Below are 16,919 nucleotides of genomic sequence, written 5' to 3' on the forward strand. Positions count from 1 at the left end.
AGCATCTGTATCACTGGTGGGGAATGCTGGAGCAGTACCGGAGCCTCACGACGGCCTTAGGGCACTTACTGCAGAAGAAAACTCAAGGAACCGCCTACATGGCGGTTTTTTGTTGCCCAGAATTTAGTCTACCCCATTTCGCCCTGCCGGTTGGTAGCTCCGTGCCCTGAGGATCCCATGCCTCAGCCGCTCAAAGCGGGCCCTGAGCAGACCACTCCTAGCTGTAGGCTAAGCACCTTCTTCACCATGTCCTGGTTGTAAGCAGTACCGCCGGTTCCCCACAAATAGGGCACCGCCTAGACGCTGCCAGGATCGTTGCGCTCACGATGCCTGAGGACGGCAGGATCGATGTTCGGATAGTTCGGCAGCAGCGAGCGATCCAGCGGGGCGAACGCTCCTGCTGTGATCAGGCGCGCAAGGTAGTAATTACTCGGCCCAACCACGTCATACCCGGAGCTCCAATCAGCAACTTGGCGTCCAGCATCTCGTTGGTATCGAAAAGGTGGTACACCGAGTGAATACCGGTCGCTCTCTGGAAAATCCAGCCAGCGTCGTCTCGCCGATGTAGTCCGTCCAGTTCCAGTCATAGATGGCATGTAGCGGTCGGCAGGGCTTCAGGGGGTTCGTCCATTCCAGCAACTACCCCCTTACAACGACTCAAGCTCTCGATGTGCGATCGCGAAGAGACAGCGCTCCGCCCACATTGCATGGGCGGAGCTCAGCGGATCAGCCGATAGTCATCAGGTTCGCATTGCCACCTGCAGCAGCGGTGTTGACGCTCAAGGCATGCTCAATCAACAGTCGTTCCAGCGGAATGTCAGTGTCACCGATCCCCACCCCCTGAACGCCAACAATTGGCCCCTTACGCGCGGCGGCGAGGCGCGCAATGTTCGCCCGCTGTTCACAATCGCCATGATGCAGAATTGCATCAATCGGAACGTCGGCCTTCGTCCAGTCAGCCACTTCAATCACCCGACGCATGACCGCATCTGGCAGATCAGCAATGAGTGACGCCTGCTGCTTTGGCACAACGGCCTTGCTACCCACCGCAAGCGTTGCTGCGAGCTCTACGAGCAAATCGGATTTTCCCTTCGCTAGGCATAGGACAAACTCGCGGGGCTTGAGCGTATAGGTGTTTCGCTCTCCTGTCGGCCCAACCAGGCAATGAGTGCGGTAGCTAGGTGACCGGCTTACGAATCCTTCAAGCGCTTGGGCGACAGCTTGATCATTTGTATTCGCCCACTGACGCAGAGCGTCAATCGCCAAGATCTCCTCGGCAGGACGCTCGACTGCCACACACTCGCCTCCCGCCAAGCGATCAACCACTGCATCCTGTGGTCGGCTAGATAGCAGCCTGTACATGTACAGCGGGCCGCCTGCTTTGGGGCCAGTACCTGACAGCCCCTCACCCCCGAATGGCTGTACGCCAACAACCGCGCCTACAATGTTGCGGTTGACGTACATGTTGCCGACATTTGCAGAATCGACGACCTGGTCGACCGTCTCATCGATACGCGTGTGAACGCCAAGCGTGAGGCCATAGCCGGACGCGTTTATCTGATCCAACAGGCCGCTCAAGTTTGAGCGCTTGAAGCGAACCAAGTGCAGAACCGGCCCAAAAACCTCTTTCTTCAGCTCATCGAAGCTATCGAGTTCGATAATCGTCGGTACAACGAACGTACCTTTGTCGATATCGCTCGCTTGGAAACGTGCAGCCTGGAAGACGTTACGACCTCGTTGACGCATCTCATTGATGTGCTGTTCGATGATCCCCTTGGCTTCGCTGTCGATGACCGGGCCGATGTCAGTCGCTAGGTGCTCTGGCGAGCCGAGACGGTACTCCGCCATCGCCCCCTTGAGCATCTGAATCAGGCGGTCAGCTGCATCTTCCTGAACACAGAGCACGCGCAATGCGGAGCATCGCTGGCCCGCACTATCGAACGCTGAGCTAATGACGTCCAATACCACCTGCTCAACCAGAGCGGAGGAATCGACAATCATCGCATTCATACCGCCTGTCTCAGCGATGAGCGGAACGATACCTCCACGGGAATCGAGGCGCCCGGCGATAGTTCGCTGGAGGATGCCTGCCACCTCAGTGGATCCGGTGAACATAACACCGCTCACGCGAGAATCGCCTACCAGGGCCGCACCGACAGTTTCACCCCTGCCAGGGAGCAACTGCAGAACCCCTTGCGGGACTCCCGCTTCCACGAGAATTCGAACTCCCTGCGCAGCGATTAGCGGCGTCTGCTCGGCAGGCTTGGCGAGTACGGTGTTCCCTGCGGCCAACGCGGCAGCGATCTGGCCGGTGAAAATGGCTAGAGGAAAGTTCCATGGGCTGATGCATACCACTGTGCCCAAAGGGTTATGGCTATCGTTTTTGAACGTACGGGCCTGGTTAGCGTAATAGCGTAGGAAATCCACCGCCTCACGCACCTCGGCAATTGCATTGGCGAAGGTTTTGCCGGACTCACGGGCCAACAGCCCCATCAATGGCTGCAGCTCGCCTTCCATGATATCGGCGGCACGCTCCAGAATTAGTGCGCGCTCAACCGCAGGTGTGGCCTGCCAACCCGATACGTTTGACTGGGCAACATCTAGCGCCCGGCTAACGTCTGGGATGCTGGCCTCGATTACCTGTCCAACCACATCGCGATGATTAGCAGGATTGGTGACAGATATAACTGTCGACCCCTCCGGCTCATGACCTCCGATGACAGGCTTGGCTACGTAGTCCCGGTGGGCGCTGGTCAATAGTGCCGAGGACAGTGACGCCAGGCGTTGCTCGTTCGACAAATCCAGGCCGCTGGAATTGACACGTGCGGCACCGTACAAATCGCGAGGTAGAGGGATGCGGGGGTGCGGATTTCCAAGCGCCCCTTCCTGCGCAGCAAGCTTCTCAACCTGGCGCACCGGATCTTCGACGAGATCATTCAGCGAGATGGTCTGGTCAGCGATACGATTAACAAACGAGGTGTTGGCACCGTTTTCCAGCAGGCGGCGTACTAGATAAGCCAGCAGCGTCTCGTGGCTGCCTACCGGCGCATAAATGCGGCATGGCCGGTTGAACTTGCCGTCAGCAATCTTGCCAACTACCTGCTCGTACAGTGGCTCACCCATACCATGCAGGCACTGGAATTCATACTGACCCGGGTAATAATTCTGCCCAGCGATCTGGTAGATCGCCGACAGCGAATGGGCGTTGTGAGTCGCGAACTGAGGATAAATATGCTGAGGCGCTGCAAGCAGTTTGCGTGCGCAGGCGATGTATGAGAGATCCGTATACGGCTTGCGGGTGTAGACCGGATAGCCTTCCAGCCCGTTGATCTGAGCAACCTTGATCTCGCTGTCCCAGTAGGCGCCTTTCACCAGACGGATCATAAGACGATGCCGGCTGCGCTTGGCCAGATCGATCACGTAGTCGATCACATACGGGCAGCGCTTCTGATAAGCCTGGATCACGAAACCGATCCCGTTCCAGCCGGTCAGCGACGGATCGAAGCAGAGGCGCTCAAGCAGGTCGAGCGAGATCTCCAAACGATCAGCTTCTTCGGCGTCAATGTTGATGCCGATGTCATATTTTTTTGCGAGCTGGGTCAGCCCCAAAAGCGTAGGGAACAGCTCATCCATCACGCGATCGTACTGCGCCCTGCTGTAACGTGGGTGCAGCGCGGAGAGCTTGATCGATATCCCAGGGCCTTCGTAGATACCCTGTCCTTGCGATGCCTTGCCAATGGAGTGGATTGCTTGTTCGTAGGAGGCCAGGTAGCGGCGGGCATCCTCGTCGGTCAACGCCGCCTCGCCGAGCATGTCGTATGAATAGCGGAACCCCTGGTTCTGCATCTTCACCGAGTTGGCCAGAGCCTTGCCGATCGTTTCGCCGGTCACGAATTGCTCGCCCATCAGGCGCATCGCCATGTCGACTGCTTTTCGGATGAGCGGCTCGCCACTCTTGCCGATCACCCGGTTGAGGGCGGAAGACATTCCGGCCTCATTGTGAGTGCTTACTAGCTTGCCCGTGATGAGTAGGCCCCACGACGCGGCATTGACGAACATCGAGGGACTTTGGCCCAAGTGCTGGCCCCATTTCCCGTGACTGATTTTGTCGCGAATCAAGGCGTCCCGGGTGGCTTTGTCGGGAATGCGCAGCAGAGCTTCGGCGAGGCACATCAGCGCAACGCCTTCCAAGGACGAGAGGGAGAATTCTTGGAGCAGCCCCTGTACAAGACCCTGGCGACCGCCAGCGCTTTTCTGATTACGAAGCTTCTCAGCAATACCCAGCGCCATCTTATTGGCCGCGCTTGCCTGCTCATCGTCGAGACGGGCCATCTCCAGAAGCATCGGAACAGCTTCACTTTCAGGGCGGCGGTAGGCGGCAGTAATGGCAGCACGCATGACAGTCTGAGGAAGAATACTCTCGGCGAACTCCAGGAAGACGTGCTCGGCGCCATGAGGAATTGCTTCGAGGATCTCCTGCTCGTTTAATGTCCGCTCTTCGGAAAGATTGACCAAATGGCCAACAGCGGCACCTTGCTCAGTTCGTTCGATGAAACCCACCACGAGCTGCTTGATGACCCACTGAGGCGTGCGCTCAATGGCCTGTGCAGCCGTTCTGAGCCGATCGCAAAAATCAGAATCTAAGTTAACCGCGACGGTTGTTGTTGTTTTCATAGCTGATCACCTAAGCCCTAGCGGACACTGAAAGTTACGGTTACTGCCGGGTGATTTCGGGCGGAGACTTCGCAGCTGATGATGCGCATGGCACCCCAGCCCGCGCCCAATCGTGACCCTGAACCTCGATAAACAGGACATCGACCGCCTCCAGAGGGCAGCCAAGGATGTCTACTGCCAGCTCGGTTACTCTCTTCGCATATTGGGCCTTTTGCTCAGGCGAGCGGCCTGGCAGCAGCTCTACACGTACGATCGGCATGTTCTTTTACCCCGAGTGATACGCTCCAACTGCGTTGACTAGAGCGCGCTGAACGACAACCAATCAGCAGGCTGATATCTGCACGCGTAATGCTCAGTGACGTGCAGACACCAAAAGGTTAGCCATTGGTTCGCTTTAAAACCAAATCGACCATAAACGGCCGTCTTTATGAGCTGAAAGCAAAGCCATTCTGGTCTTTTTTAAACCAGCTACTGGTTATTCTATGCCCACTTTCGCAGATTCGTAAACCATTTTCCGCTGACATTTCGTTTTTGGTAATCTCAAATGACCATTTTCTCCATTAACCGCAACAGCGCTTTTTTCAACGAGGCACCCGGATAGTTCAGCCTCTATCTTGTTCAAGTGGTAAGATCATGACCATTAATGGATAAGCGGCGATCTGGCTGCCTCCTCTCTCACTCTCCTAGCGCGAGAAGCTTCGTATGAATTCTGAATTTCGCCCAAAACAGATATATGAGCAGGTGGCTGACCAGATCAGGGCGGGAATCGAAGGCGGCCTGTACGCCGAGGGCTCACGCCTACCTTCTGAAAGGGATTTGGCGCAGCGACTAAGGGTTAGCAGACCCGCTGTGCGCGAGGCGATCGGCGCTTTGCAGAACGAGGGGATGGTGGTCACACGCCACGGCTCGGGCACCTACGTCGCCGATACCGTAATTCGAGCGCAGCGGGGCTCCGAACTTGCTACGAACGAGTTGCTGGCCGAGGCGGATTTCAGCCCCGTCAGCACCCTGGAAGTGCGAAAGCTAATCGAGCCTGCCATCGCTCGGCTAGCAGCACGCCGTGCGCAACGAGATGAACTGGCTGAGCGATATCTGGAAAGCATGGCGAGCATCAAGGACATCACAGACCCTGCGCAGCAAGCGTTGTGGAGCGAGTGTGATCGCTTATTCCATCGCCAACTCGCTGCCATGTCTGGCGACATCCTCATTTCAAAGATCGCCGAAGAGGTGAACAAGACCATGACCCAACCGCTATGGAATCGTCTGAGAGATGACGGGATCTACGATCCTGAACGCATACAGCTCTATGCAGCGGAGCATCGGTTGATTTACGAGGCAATCATTACCGGTGATGAAGACGCTGCGGCGTTCTATGTCGAAGGCCACCTCAAGCGCGTGCATCGCGATATTACAGCTTCCGAATAATATCCCTCCCGAGCTAACCGCTGCACATCACCCAACCAACCGCACTAGTCGCCAGCACGCTGCAGGCGCAGATCACCTTGATCATCCAGGCCGAAGGTGCGCGACGGTCAGTATGTTGAAGCTCGAGCATGCGCCTTCGACCAATCAGCAGCACCCCAACAGCGGCCGACGTCAATGCAGCAGCTGCAATGATCGACAGCGGCCTTTCGCTAAGGAAAGCCTCCCTGATCTGAAACAGTGCGCACGCCCCCATGGCCAAGGCAGTCCTGTTCCAGGCCAGGCTCGTACGCTCAGGTTGCAGTCCGGGGTCTCTTGCCAGTGACATCACTGAACCCCGAGAATCACCGCGACGATCATCGCCAGCGCGGTCGCTGATCCCGCCATGAAGGGAAGCAAGATCGAGCGAGGCAACGCTCTTGCATGACGCATGGCGATCTCGTTCGCTCGCCACTTTCGATAGGCGCCCCAAGAAAGAATTGCCGATATCGCGACTAGTGAGATGCTCAGCGTTAGCAATGCCCGAGGAGGCTGCAACTCGGTCGAGAACTGGTGCAAAAGCATGGCCCCCGCCAACATCGCGAGCGCCGTCCGAATCCAGGCTAAGAACGTGCGCTCGTTAGCCAATGAGAAGCGGTAGTCCGGCTCAGCACCATCCTGCTGCCAGTTCTCCCGGGGCCCGCCCTTCACTTCCATACGTCCACTACACTGCTGATCACGCTGCCATCGGGTTGCTCGCCCAGCTCAGGAATCGTGATGTTCAAACCGCCGCCAGAGCCAGCTTCGGCATACCCATCTTTTATTGAACCAGCATCGCCCACGTACAACGCCTTCAGGTAATCATGGAAGCAATGAAACTCAGCAGACACAACGTTTGATCTAGCCGCAGAAAAGTGAAGCGTTGCGGCTTGGGCCACGACAGTCGAGAAGCACTGAGGAGTAGTTTGAATTCCGCCCGAAAGCGCCCACTCATCCAGCCGCAAGGCGCCGGTGAAGCCTCTTACCAGCGGAATACAGAATTGTAGATGGGAGACAGCCTTGCGGCGGATCAGCCGATTGAATACGTCGAAGCTGTGCTCCGCCTCCGACGCGATGACGGGAAAGCTGCCTTGATTCAGCTGGCACATACCCTCCATGTCTGACGGCGGTAAAGGTGACTGGACGGCTTTGACGTCAAAGCCTTTGATCGCCTGCCAGAAGCTCTTCGCAGACTCCACGGACAGCTGATTTACGGCGTCGACCCAAATCGTGGCATCCGGGCCAAGCCCAGCTCGAACTGAGCCAATGCGCTTGAGATCTTCCTCCAAGCTGACGCCGCAGACCTTCATCTTCATCGCCTTAAAACCTTCACGGCGATACGAGCGAGCTTCATCTCGCAGGTCATCCAGGGAGTAGTCGTCTCGGTAAAGGCCAGCGCTCGCGTATACGGGCGCTTTCGATACTGAACCCCCCAGAAGCTGCCACACGGGCTTTGCGAGGTGATGCCCACAGGCATCCCACAAAGCGATGTCAGCGGCGCTCCATGCCGCTGCGCGCTCTCTGGAGCCGAGGTCATTAGCCAGAGATGGAACAGCGCCCGCGATGTCCTCCTGATCATTGATCGAAATGCCGATCAAGGCCGGCGCGACGGTTTGGCAAAGCTCGCGCAGGACATCCTCCACGCCTCGATACCCTGACCACGCCTCACCGATTCCACGTACACCATTATCAAACTCGATCACAAGTAACGGGGCACGGCGCTCCGTCCAGCGAAAGGCAGGATTCCATGCCTTGCCGTCCAACCTGCGAGAAAAAGACAAAACGGACGCTCGTTGAATTTTCATGCAGTGGTACGACTCCGGTTGTCCGCTTTTCGCTGGCGGGCGATCGCGATTACACGCCGCAAGCGCCAATTCGGATTGGCGCCGTCAGGAGGTGTTCAGTTCTGGATCGGAGCGATCTTGAACTCTCGTGTCATGTCGTACATTGTTTCGGCACCCAGCCACTTATCGAAGATCTGCTGAGCCTCGCCCGAGGCCTCCATCTTCCGCAGCGCGTCGTTGACTGCAGCGAGCAAAGCACCCTCGCCTTTGCGCACCCCGAGACCCCACTTCTCGCTGCCAACCGCAGGTTCGAGAATCGTGTACTCAGAAGCAGAAGCACCAGTCTTGCTAATCAGGCGGCGAGCGACGATTTCCGCCACGCTGAATCCAACAACTTTGTTTTGAGCTAGGGCCGTGAAGGCGGTCGTGGTGTCTTCAAATCCAGTCAACTTGGCACCCTGCACTGCGCTGCGTACGAAGCCTTCAGTAATGCCTCCTTTGGTGAAGCTCACGCGCTTGCCTTCCAGATCGCTGGGCTGCGAGTAGCCGCGCGATGCTTTTACAATCAGCCTATGGGGGCTGATGAAATACTGATCCGAGAAATCGACCTGTTTAGCTCGCTGAGGTGAATAGCCAAGGCCTGCAGCCAGCAGATCCATACGCCCTTGCTGAAGTTCAGGGATGCGCGCCTCGATCGATACGGGTTTAATTTCGGCTTTAACTCCGAGCTGCCTGGCCACCGCGTGGCAGACGTCGACGTCGTAGCCAACTGTGGCGCGGCTTGCGATATCGGTATAACCGAAAGGCTCGAATGTTCCAAGGACACCGCATACGAGCGTGCCCTTAGATTTGATATCGGAAAGCTGATCTGCCCAAGCAGGACACGCCACTACGCTCAACGATACTAAGAGCGCACCTAAAGATTTAAACCTACTATACATAGCATGCTCCAGGTTAGTTATATAACTGCAGCGATCCGCTCGCACCTTACATGAAACCTTAGACTTAACACACGCAAACTAATCGTTCTGGCGCGAATCTGGCCAAGAAACGTATCGAGCTTTCCAGTTAAAATGGCCTGGCTATCGCGCCTGTTACACAAGAACTATGCGAAAGGCGCGTGCCAGACAATTAACAGTAACTCGTTAGTTCATCGCCTCAACTTTGAATGAGCGATTCATTTTGTAGAGCGTGTCACTGCCGAGCCACTTGTCGAAGATGGCTTGCATCTCACCTGAGGATTCAAGCTCACGCAGCGCAGTGTTTACAGCCTCCAGCATTGCCGGCTCATCCTTGCGAATACCCAGCCCCCATACTTCGCGACCAATCGCTGGCTGAAGTACAGTGTAGTTAGATGCATTGTCGCCGAGCCGGTTTACCAGCTTTTGCACCACCTCTTCAGAGGTGCTGTATCCCACGACCTTGTTCTGCAGGAGTGCGGTAAACCCGGTCGAAACGTCCTCAAAACCTACCGGCGTTGCGCTGGGCAGCATCTCGCGGATGTAGGCTTCACTGATGCTACCCTTAACGAAGCTGATGCGCTTGCCATCCAGATCACTGCTCTGCTTGAAGCCACGACTGGTTTTGACCGCCAACACGTTATTGCTCACGTAGTAGGCATCAGAGAACGCCACTTGTTGTGCTCGCTGCGGCGTATAAGCCAGACCGGCACTAAGCATATCCATATGCTTCTGCTGCAGCTCTGGGATACGTGCCTCAATGGACACAGGTTTGATCTCAGCCTCGACGCCTAGTTTTTTACTCACAGCTTTACAGACATCTACGTCGTAGCCGACCACCGAACGAGTTGCAATATCGGTGTAGCCGAACGGCTCAAATATATCCAAAACTCCACAGACGAGCTTTCCGCTCGCTTTTACATCGGCGAGTTGATCTGCCTGAGCCGAACCTGCACCCAACACGATGCAACTCGCCACAGCGGAAACCAAAAACAAGAGACGTGTTTTCATTTTTGTAACCCCAAGTTTACGTAGTGTTTTTTTGATTTAAGACGCAGCTAAAAACAGTGTTAGCGAACCAAGAACCCATTTTTATGTGGGTCGCGCTCATCGATGATCCAATTAGAGAACCCCACGATATAGGCGGTGCCGGAGACTTCTGGGATGACAGCCGGAATATCGCCGACCAGAGTTTCTTCGATAACTTTGGCGGTGAAAATTGAGCCGATCACGGATTCATTGACCAACACTTCACCCTTGCCGAGCTGTCCACGGAGGTAGAGCTGCGCCGCGCGTCCGCTAGTACCGGAGCCGGTCGGAGATCGGTCTACTTCGCGGTCAGCGAAGACGCAGCAATTGGCCTGGGTAGAGTCGGCGAAACGCGGCTCGCCGTCGATAATGGTGCCGTAGATGTGATTGATCTCCGGAATGTCCGGATGTACCACTGGGAATGCCTTATTGGCCGCCTGCTTTACCTCAGCACCGAATTTCTTAAGTTGCTCAACTGAGGATTCTCGGATTTCAAAGCCGTACGGCTTGCCGCTTGTGTAAAAGTAGAAAGCGCCGCCATAGGCGATGTCGCCGGTCACTTCGCCGAATGTTGGCGTAATGACAGTGACGTCTCGCTTGTAGAGGAAGGACGGTACGTTGATGAAGCGGACACCGTTGGCATGTTTGCCATCCCACTTCACAAACGCCTCAATGAATCCACATGGCGCATCGATGCCTACGCGGGTTTCAGGCTCGGTGCGCTTGACCCATCCGAGCTCCACCGCTGCCGTAGCCAGCGCGATGGTGCCGTGGCCACAGTGGTCGCTGTAGCCTTCGTTGTGCAGGAAGATGATGCCGAAATCTGCGGTTGGCGACACCGGCTCGGTGAGATAACCACCATACATGTCGGCATGCCCACGAGGCTCGAACATAAGCGCTTGCCTGATGTCATCCGCGTTATCCAAGAGCCAAGCGCGACGTTCAACGATGGTCTTGCCAGGCATGCGCGGAAGGCCTGAAGTCACAATACGGAACGGCTCTCCGCCAGCGTGAACTTCTACGGTGTTGATGGAGCGAGAGATTTGCATGAGGGTGCCTTTAGCGTTCGGTTGTAGTCACATTGCGTTTAACGCGGCAAGCGCTACGCGCGATGCCGCCAGATCCCATGCAGCGGTACCGACGCTCTTAAAAACAGCAGGTTTTGAAGTATCAATGCCATTCTTAAGCGCGTGAGCCAGCGACTTAACCTCTGCCCAATTCACGCCAGCACGCAGCAAATCGCCGGCCTCATGCTGCGCACCGTGGGGCTCGTCGGCGTAGATAACACTGGAATCCAGCGTTACTTTCCCTAGCTCCGCCATTTCCGGCTTGAACGCGCCGACCCCTATTACGAGACGACCAGGCTTGGCGAGCTCGTCGTAAACCGGCTCGGTACTGGTTGTCACTGTGATGACGACATCGACGTCGGGCACCCCGTCGCCCAGCGGTTCGAGGTGCGGGTGAATCGCGCTGTTGCGCTCGCAAAATTCGGTGGCCATCTGCAGACCAAGGCCACGTACGAAGATCTTCGCATTGGGATAGAGCGCGTTCACGGCCTGGACGTGATACCGCGACTGTGCTCCCGTGCCGAACAGCAAGATCTGCTGTGGCGCAGCTTTCAGGAAAGTGCGAATCGCCAACATCGTGACAGCGGCGGTGCGACGGCCAGTGACTTCGGGCCCATCGAGCAGACAGATGATCTTCCCGGTGACGGCATCACACACCGTCACAGTGCCGTTGATAGTGGGCAGTTGACGCTTCAAATTACCAGGCTGGACGTTAACCAGTTTGTGAATACCGATGTCCTTCGAAGCGGCCGGCATGCTAAGCAGAACGCCACCCTCACCGAGCGGGACTACCATTCGCTCAGGGCTCAGGATTCGTTCCTCGTCCAGTTCCATGGCCGCGCTCTCGATTGCGTCCACGATCTTGCTGAAATCCAGTAGCTCGGCTGTCCTAGCCTGATCGCAGACGATGATCTTATTGTCGGCGGTGGGTGCTTTACTCATTTGCTTGCTCCTCAGTTCAATGGCCGCAGATATCGGAAAGGAATTTTTGGGCACGTGGATGCTTGGGGGAGGTGAAGAATTCCTCGGGCGTAGCGATATCAAGCAGGCGCCCCTGATCCATGAACCAGACCACGTCCGATACTTCTCGCGCGAAGTTCATCTCATGCGTCACGCACACCATGGTCATGCCTTCAGCTGCAAGACCCTTCATTACTGAAAGCACCTCGCCGACCATTTCCGGGTCGAGAGCACTGGTCGGCTCGTCAAAAAGCATCACCGGGGGACGCATCGCGAGTGCGCGCGCGATTGCCACGCGCTGCTGCTGCCCACCCGATAGCTGATTGGGATAGGAGTCTGCCTTGTGGCTTAGGCCTACCTTTTCGAGCAGGCTTTTGGCTAGTTCGAGCGTTTCTACTTTCTTCGCCTTGGTGACCCATAGAGGGCCGCAAGTAACGTTTTCCAGCACGGACAAGTGTGGGAATAAGTTGAACTGCTGGAACACGAAACCGATGTGACTGCGCATTCTGTTGACGTCGACCTGAGTCCCATGGACGTCTTGGCCGTTGACCAAAATCCGTCCCGAACCAATCTCTTCCAAGCGATTCATCGTGCGGATAAGTGTCGATTTGCCTGAGCCAGACGGGCCACACAGAACGACCACCTCACCCTTCTTGACCTCAGCGTTGACGTCGGTTAGCACATGGTGGTCGCCGTACCATTTGTTAACGCCGTTTAGCGAAATAATCGAGTGAGGTTCTGGCGCTGCAGCGCTGTTTCTTATTTGGGCCATGATTAATTTCCTGCAGCCGGAGCGCTTAGCGCGCTTAAGGAGACTTGGGTGGTGGGTCGTTTGTTGCGGCGTTCAAGGCGAACTTCCAGCAGACGCGCCGCTTGGGTCAGAGCGAAGCAAATGATGAAGTAGGCCAGCGAGAGCACTAGGAATACGTTGAAGGGCTGAGTGATAACTGAGCTATTGACCTGATTGGCGGCGTAGGTAAGTTCGTTCACGCCGATGACATACCCAAGCGAGGTGTCTTTGATCGTCGTGACGAACTGCCCCACCATGCTTGGCAGCATGTTCGTGAGCGCCTGGGGAAGAATGATTTTCCAAGTGCGTGTCCAGTAACCCATACCGAGTGCAGCCGCCGCTTCAGCCTGACCTTTGGGCAGCGATTCGATACCCGCCCTGACAATTTCCGCCAGGTACACGGACTGGAACACCACGAGTGTGACTGCCATCGTCGTGAAACCTGCAACCGGGCGACCCAGGATGATGGGGACGATGAAGTAGGTACCGAAGATCAACATCACTAACGGAATGCTGCGCAACAGGTATCGAATCGCAGTAGCCGGGTACCGCACCCACTTGAACGGGCTCAGTTGGGCCAGAGCCAACAGGATGGATAAAGGGAACGCGAAACCGATTCCGATGATCGACAGCAGCACCGTTGCGGCGACGCCCCCTAGATGCCCGTTCGGGTAGGTTCCGACCAAGAAAAGCAGCCAGTAGTCATGAATGATGTCTAACATGATTAGCGCCCCTTTATGCGAAAACGCTTACCAAACCAAGCGCCAATGAGCAGCAAGCTGAGCGCCAATAAGACGTACAGCGCGGTGCTGATGCTGTAGGTTTCGAAAATGCGGAATGTTTTGCTGGCTATCTCTTTGGTCGCATAAGTCAGTTCCATGACACCGATGACCATCGCGAGGCTCGTGGTCTTCACTAGCATCACCGTGTTGCTCAGCAGCGGTGGAATGGACACTCGCAGTGCTTGCGGCAAGATCACCCGACGCATAGTGGCGGCGTAGCCGAGGCCGATGGCGCGCGCAGCCTCCTGCTGACCCGATGGAATACTGCGCAGCCCGCTTCGTATGTCCTCCGCGAAATAAGCTCCGTAGTAAAGGCCGACAGCAATGACCGCGAAAACGAATTCCCCGTGGTACTCGTTAACAAAATCCTGGAGGTTTACCGGCAGCAGACTGCTGACGCCGAAGTACCAAAGGAAGATGTGTACAAGCGGGGGAACGTTGCGTTGATACTCAACGAAGGCGAGGACAACGATCTCGACCGCTTTAATCTTGGTCATTCGAACCAGGGTTAAGAGCAACCCGACGGAAAAGGCCAAAACCCAACTGGCGATAGAAAGCGCCACAGTGATTAGCAAACCGTCCAAGAGCACTGGCCCATACTCAGCTAGGAACTGCATGCGAGACCCCCCATGCAGCTCGCCCCAAGCTGGACGCTGTTAGTGGGAATCTCAATGGACGACGGTGAATGAGCGCTCAAATAACGCCCCCGCTCTCTTGGATCGTGAACAACGCTCGTCATCAGGTTGAGCCACGCGAGGTACAGCTTCTTCTTCTTATTCATCTTTACTCTCCTGCCTGCCCTAAGGGCTTAACTGGTCTATCGCCTGAACCACTCACGGCTCATCGCTCTGCCCTCCTTAGCCACAACCGTGCCAGAACCCCACGAGTGGTTGGTAAGCGATCCAGTTAGTGGTCGATACTATGCCCAGCCAATGGGTTGCGCAACGACCAATTTGAGCCTTTTAGATTTTTTGAGCGCTCGAATAGCTCATTTTTATCGCGAGCGCACCATAATTGGTCATTTTATCTTCCCACGCAGCTGCTCTGATCGAGCAAAGGCGCACCTTTTCGAACTGGTAAAGGAAGGAGACCAAAGTGGCGGCAGCTCATGCGTCAAAAACGTATTTATGATCCGGATCAGATACGGCAGGAATCACCGATGGGGTCTTCCAGACCGGGAGCAGGCTGCCTGCCAAAAAGGGAGCTTGCCGTGCGACTGAGGGTCAGCAGGCCGGCAGCGCGCAAGGCCAATGGCGCGCCCTAAAAAGCCTGGTCAGTACGATCAAAGTGGGGATGCTCGGGAATGCTCATAAAGCCTGCGGTTGGGCGCCTGACTGATCGACAAGCAAAGCGCAGCGGGCTGGCGGAGTACTGCCTAGCTCAGATGGCGAGCGTGTGAGAGCGACAGAAAATCCACCATCAGCTCGCCCTGATGACCGAGACGGCATTTACGTTTCCGAGCGCATCCAGCTCTGTGTGGCAGAGCACCGACTAATCTACGAGGCGATTGTTTCGTGAAACGAAGACTCCGCAGCGATCTACGTCGCAGGGCAATTGAAGCGTCTACTCACTCCATGGCTAAGGCGACATGCGCCTGCTGCGCGCCTGCAGATGTCATGCGAGTCCTGGTTTGACGTGTTCGATGACTGCCGAGTTGAGATGGAAGCTCAGATTCTTGCTGCGCACCGTATATAAGCCGATAGCGCTACCGACCACGACCGGGGTAGCGCCGACAGCGTTGTTACCACTCTGCTAGCAGAAGCGCTGAAACCCTAACCACCTTCACGCCCGACCGATGGGTAAAAACCTTTATCCGACACAGCTTCGACATGCGTGCTTTGAAGCAAAAGCAGCGAAGTCGATTCAGTCGAAGCTGCGCGGATTCTATGAGGCAAGGCGCTCCTCTAGGGTTGTGGCTAATCGCTCGCTGGTACGGCTTTTTTTAATCCAGACCAGTCAACCGGAGCCGTAATGATGACAAGACATGCCACGACGAGCCCCATCCCAACCCACCCTAGAGACGTGAGCTTTTCACCCACTACAACCATAGCCAACCCGGCCGCAACGATAGGTTCGAAAAGCGTAATGGTAGTGGCGGTGCTGGCTGGCACTCGAGCCAGGCCATGGCCAAAGCAGAGATAACCTAAAAGCATTGGAACGACAGCCATATACAAGCCCACGGCCGCGTTGCCCCAAGATGCCAACAGCGGAGCGCCAGTGACAAAAAGTACAGGCATGAGTAACAGCCCGCCGATGCCAAAGGTAGCGCCCATAGAAACACGAGAGGCGATGCCGTGCTGCATCAGCCGCCGCGCCGTCCAAGAGTACAAGGCATAGGTCAGCCCAGCTACAAGCCCCAACAGAACACCCTGAAACACCTGCCCATCCCCACCACCCGCGACGTGGCCAGCGTTCTCGGTCAAACACAGCAATATCATTCCTGCCAACCCAAGCGCTGCCCCCGCAACCCAACGCGCGGTGAGCTTCAGTCCCTCCAAACGATACTCAATGAGTGCAGATAACAACGGGGCCGAGCCGATCGATACGACTGTCCCGATTGCAACTCCGGCGAGTCGCATAGAGGCATAAAATGCAAGCGGATAGATCGCCACTGCGACAGCACCCAACAAGAGCAACGGCCATTGTCTAAACAATTGCGCCTGGGATTGGCGAATGCCCTTCGCAGCCAGTAATGCTTGCAGCAACCCACCTCCCCCCATAGCGACTGCTCCTATCGCTATCGCACTCACTTCGGGAGCAAAGGTTGCTGCGGTACCTGTGGTGCCCCACAGAATCGCGGCGATTAGCACCGCCACACTTCCGATCAAACGCTCTCTAACGCTAACGTTCACAGGCCCTCCAACATTGCAGCAGCAATTGATCTAGCTTGGCGTAGACACTCGCTACTACGCTCGAGCCCGGCCCTGACCATCGCACCCTCAAGCAGAAAGGCTAAGTGCTTTGCCACTTCGGCAGCGCGCACCTCATCATCTCCCCTGCATTCAGCGACGTGTTTGGCCAGAAGCGCTTCGACCTCTTCCTTGTGTTGCCTTACAACTTCGCGCCCGGGGTCATCAGCCCCGAGTTCCGCAGCCGCATTCAACAGGCCACAACCACGAAATCCACGCTCATAGGCATGCTCCGCGTGATCTTCATAGGCTAGAAAAATTGCTAAGACTCTCTGCTTAGGAGTCTTCGCCTCACTTACACGTTCGGCATATAGCCCAAGCCATTCTTTGTGTCTGGCTTCGAGATAAGCGGCTACAAGCTCGGCTTTTGACGCGAAATTGTTGTAGAGACTCTTCTTGGCGACATCCGCCCTTTTTACGATAGCGTCAATGCCTGTACCTGCGATTCCATCGTTGTAGAAGAGAACAGACGCTGCGTTAAGCAAGCGCTGGCGGGCGCTTTGCTGAGCTTCTGGTTTAGCCATA

Annotated in this window: 15 protein-coding genes and 1 pseudogene; 1 reads left to right on the forward strand and 15 read right to left on the reverse strand. The window is 56.1% G+C overall.

Going from position 1 to position 16,919, the window contains the following annotated elements; genetic code table 11:
• Nucleotides 1–224: 224 nt before the first annotated feature.
• The 3 genes and pseudogenes from KXR72_RS15745 to KXR72_RS15755 all read right to left on the reverse strand — a co-directional run.
• Nucleotides 225–579, reverse strand: a pseudogene (locus KXR72_RS15745) (polyamine ABC transporter substrate-binding protein); the annotation flags it as partial.
• Between the two features lie 147 nt (nucleotides 580–726).
• Nucleotides 727–4,674: a trifunctional transcriptional regulator/proline dehydrogenase/L-glutamate gamma-semialdehyde dehydrogenase gene (putA, locus tag KXR72_RS15750; protein WP_437422046.1), complete on the reverse strand. Its 3,948-nt coding sequence runs from the start codon at nucleotides 4,672–4,674 to the stop codon at nucleotides 727–729.
• 40 nt (nucleotides 4,675–4,714) lie between these two features.
• Nucleotides 4,715–4,933, reverse strand: coding sequence for a tautomerase family protein (locus KXR72_RS15755; RefSeq protein ID WP_437422047.1), 219 nt, complete (start codon nucleotides 4,931–4,933; stop codon nucleotides 4,715–4,717).
• 482 nt (nucleotides 4,934–5,415) lie between these two features.
• Here KXR72_RS15755 and KXR72_RS15760 point away from each other — a divergent pair, with 482 nt between their 5' ends.
• Nucleotides 5,416–6,099, forward strand: a complete 684-nt coding sequence (locus KXR72_RS15760; RefSeq protein WP_437422048.1) for a FadR/GntR family transcriptional regulator — start codon at nucleotides 5,416–5,418, stop codon at nucleotides 6,097–6,099.
• A 13-nt stretch (nucleotides 6,100–6,112) separates the two neighbouring features.
• Here KXR72_RS15760 and KXR72_RS15765 read toward each other — a convergent pair whose 3' ends face one another.
• The 12 genes from KXR72_RS15765 to KXR72_RS15820 form a co-directional block, all read right to left on the reverse strand.
• A complete protein-coding gene (locus KXR72_RS15765; RefSeq protein ID WP_437422049.1) occupies nucleotides 6,113–6,424 on the reverse strand; it encodes a DUF202 domain-containing protein in 312 nt (103 codons plus the stop codon).
• The gene (locus KXR72_RS15770) at nucleotides 6,424–6,792 is read right to left on the reverse strand and encodes a YidH family protein (RefSeq protein WP_437422050.1); all 369 of its coding nucleotides are present in this window, start codon (nucleotides 6,790–6,792) and stop codon (nucleotides 6,424–6,426) included. Before KXR72_RS15770 ends, KXR72_RS15765 begins: the two co-directional genes overlap by 1 nt.
• Nucleotides 6,783–7,919: a mandelate racemase/muconate lactonizing enzyme family protein gene (locus tag KXR72_RS15775; protein WP_437422051.1), complete on the reverse strand. Its 1,137-nt coding sequence runs from the start codon at nucleotides 7,917–7,919 to the stop codon at nucleotides 6,783–6,785. The genes KXR72_RS15770 and KXR72_RS15775 overlap by 10 nt, the downstream gene beginning before the upstream one ends.
• Before the next feature lie 95 nt (nucleotides 7,920–8,014).
• Nucleotides 8,015–8,839 (reverse strand): ABC transporter substrate-binding protein, encoded by an 825-nt coding sequence (locus tag KXR72_RS15780; protein WP_437422052.1) that lies wholly within the window; start codon nucleotides 8,837–8,839, stop codon nucleotides 8,015–8,017.
• A 204-nt stretch (nucleotides 8,840–9,043) separates the two neighbouring features.
• A complete protein-coding gene (locus KXR72_RS15785; protein WP_437422053.1) occupies nucleotides 9,044–9,868 on the reverse strand; it encodes a transporter substrate-binding domain-containing protein in 825 nt (274 codons plus the stop codon).
• 59 nt (nucleotides 9,869–9,927) lie between these two features.
• On the reverse strand, nucleotides 9,928–10,935 hold the full coding sequence (gene lhpH, locus KXR72_RS15790) for a trans-3-hydroxy-L-proline dehydratase (RefSeq protein ID WP_437422054.1): 1,008 nt from the start codon (nucleotides 10,933–10,935) through the stop codon (nucleotides 9,928–9,930).
• 27 nt (nucleotides 10,936–10,962) lie between these two features.
• Entirely contained in the window at nucleotides 10,963–11,895 is a 933-nt protein-coding gene (gene lhpI / locus KXR72_RS15795; protein WP_437422055.1) for a bifunctional Delta(1)-pyrroline-2-carboxylate/Delta(1)-piperideine-2-carboxylate reductase, read from the reverse strand.
• 16 nt (nucleotides 11,896–11,911) lie between these two features.
• On the reverse strand, nucleotides 11,912–12,640 hold the full coding sequence (locus KXR72_RS15800; protein WP_437422501.1) for an amino acid ABC transporter ATP-binding protein: 729 nt from the start codon (nucleotides 12,638–12,640) through the stop codon (nucleotides 11,912–11,914).
• Between the two features lie 47 nt (nucleotides 12,641–12,687).
• A complete protein-coding gene (locus KXR72_RS15805; protein ID WP_437422056.1) occupies nucleotides 12,688–13,425 on the reverse strand; it encodes an amino acid ABC transporter permease in 738 nt (245 codons plus the stop codon).
• 2 nt (nucleotides 13,426–13,427) lie between these two features.
• On the reverse strand, nucleotides 13,428–14,102 hold the full coding sequence (locus KXR72_RS15810) for an amino acid ABC transporter permease (protein WP_437422057.1): 675 nt from the start codon (nucleotides 14,100–14,102) through the stop codon (nucleotides 13,428–13,430).
• Between the two features lie 1,299 nt (nucleotides 14,103–15,401).
• The gene (locus tag KXR72_RS15815; RefSeq protein ID WP_437422058.1) at nucleotides 15,402–16,337 is read right to left on the reverse strand and encodes a DMT family transporter; all 936 of its coding nucleotides are present in this window, start codon (nucleotides 16,335–16,337) and stop codon (nucleotides 15,402–15,404) included.
• On the reverse strand, nucleotides 16,334–16,918 hold the full coding sequence (locus tag KXR72_RS15820) for a TetR/AcrR family transcriptional regulator (protein WP_437422059.1): 585 nt from the start codon (nucleotides 16,916–16,918) through the stop codon (nucleotides 16,334–16,336). The genes KXR72_RS15815 and KXR72_RS15820 overlap by 4 nt, the downstream gene beginning before the upstream one ends.
• Between the last annotated feature and the right edge of the window lies 1 nt (nucleotide 16,919).

The sequence above is a fragment of the Stutzerimonas chloritidismutans genome (assembly GCF_051486945.1).
Lineage (GTDB): Bacteria > Pseudomonadota > Gammaproteobacteria > Pseudomonadales > Pseudomonadaceae > Stutzerimonas > Stutzerimonas chloritidismutans_B.